Raw genomic sequence first — 1431 nt, 5'->3', positions numbered from 1 at the left:
GGTAGTTGTACCAGTGCTGTTTACAGTCAAGGCACCTAATGCACCGTTGGTAGCGCCACCTACTACACCAGTGAAGGTCACGTTACCGGAGCCAGAAGAGATGGTAAGTGCACGATTATTTGAACTACTACTATTTACCGTTGATGAGAAGCCTACTGTGCTATTGGTTGTATTTGCTGTTACGGCATTAGTCAGCACTACTGGTCCCGTATAAGTTTGCGCACCTACGGTCAAAACGTTACCACCTAAATTAATGCCGGTAGTTGAAGTCAAACTAACTGATGAAAGCGCATTAGATGCGCCAATAGTCGATCCCAGGGTAATAGAACCTGAACCTGTACTAATAGTTAAGCCAGTACCGGTAGAACTTGCGTTCACAATCACAATACCGCTAGCACCAGATGTTGGTGTTGGTGGGGAGCCGCCTAAGTTTCCACTACCGCCGCCGCCACCGCCCCGATTAACAACAGGCGTAGTAGCACCAACGTTACTTGCTGCAGCGCCACTACCTGCGTTAGTACCACCTACGCCGCCCAGTGACAATCCATGTGTACCGCCACCGCCGCCACTGCCGTAGTAATCATATGTGCCACTAATATCTGAATAGTAACCTTGACCTCCAGCACCAGCCAATACTGAAGTCGCATTACCACCGGCTGTGCCTGCACCACCACCGCCACCGCCAGCGCTCAAATATGAAACGCCGCCTGCATTACCGTAGGTGTAACTTAAACCATCCGTTGCATATGAACCAGCACCACCAGTTTGACCAGAGGCTGAGTTGTTATGACCACCGCCGCCGCCAGATGCACCAGCAGCACCATTAGCTTGTTTAGAACCAGCGCCACCGCCACCAAGTGCAGTAAATGTTCCAAATACAGAGGATCCGCCATTAGATGCTTGACTACCAGTTGAGCCTGAGTAGAGGCCGCCGCCGCCAACAGTAACAGAGATGGCAGAGCCAGATGAAACAGCATAGGTTGTATAGATAACACCGCCACCGCCGCCACCGCCGGCACCGTCATAGCCACCACCGCCACCGCCGCCAACTACTAATATATTGGCTGTAGTAGATACCGATGGAGTCCAAGAATACGCACCACCACTATAAGAAACGGTAATTCCGGCTGGTTGTGAGCCGCTACCTGCTGTGTAGGAAGTGCCGTTATAGATATATGCTCCACCACCCAAGAACTGCAGAACCATGCTGACGGATGCGGATCCACCTTCAATTGCACCAGTAATCGTGACATCGCTATTAGTCGTGGACAGACTAATATTTGCACCTGCCAAGAGAACATTACCGTTATAAGCCTGAGCGCCAGTGGTGGTGATGTTGCCACTGAGGGTGATGCCAGTTGCGTGAGTCGTTGTCAGTGTGAGTGATGACAGAACACTAGAGCCCCCTACTACACCACCGAAGTTAATTGC

1 protein-coding gene is annotated in these 1431 nt (G+C 51.2%); it reads right to left on the bottom strand.

From position 1 onward, the window contains the following. Nucleotides 1–1431: beta strand repeat-containing protein (locus ICN23_RS09700; protein WP_370624786.1), on the bottom strand; the 1431-nt coding region annotated here is incomplete at both ends.

The organism is Polynucleobacter sp. MWH-Jannik1A5 (assembly GCF_018881795.1).
Lineage (GTDB): Bacteria > Pseudomonadota > Gammaproteobacteria > Burkholderiales > Burkholderiaceae > Polynucleobacter.
This window is presented reverse-complemented; position numbering and strand designations above follow the sequence as displayed.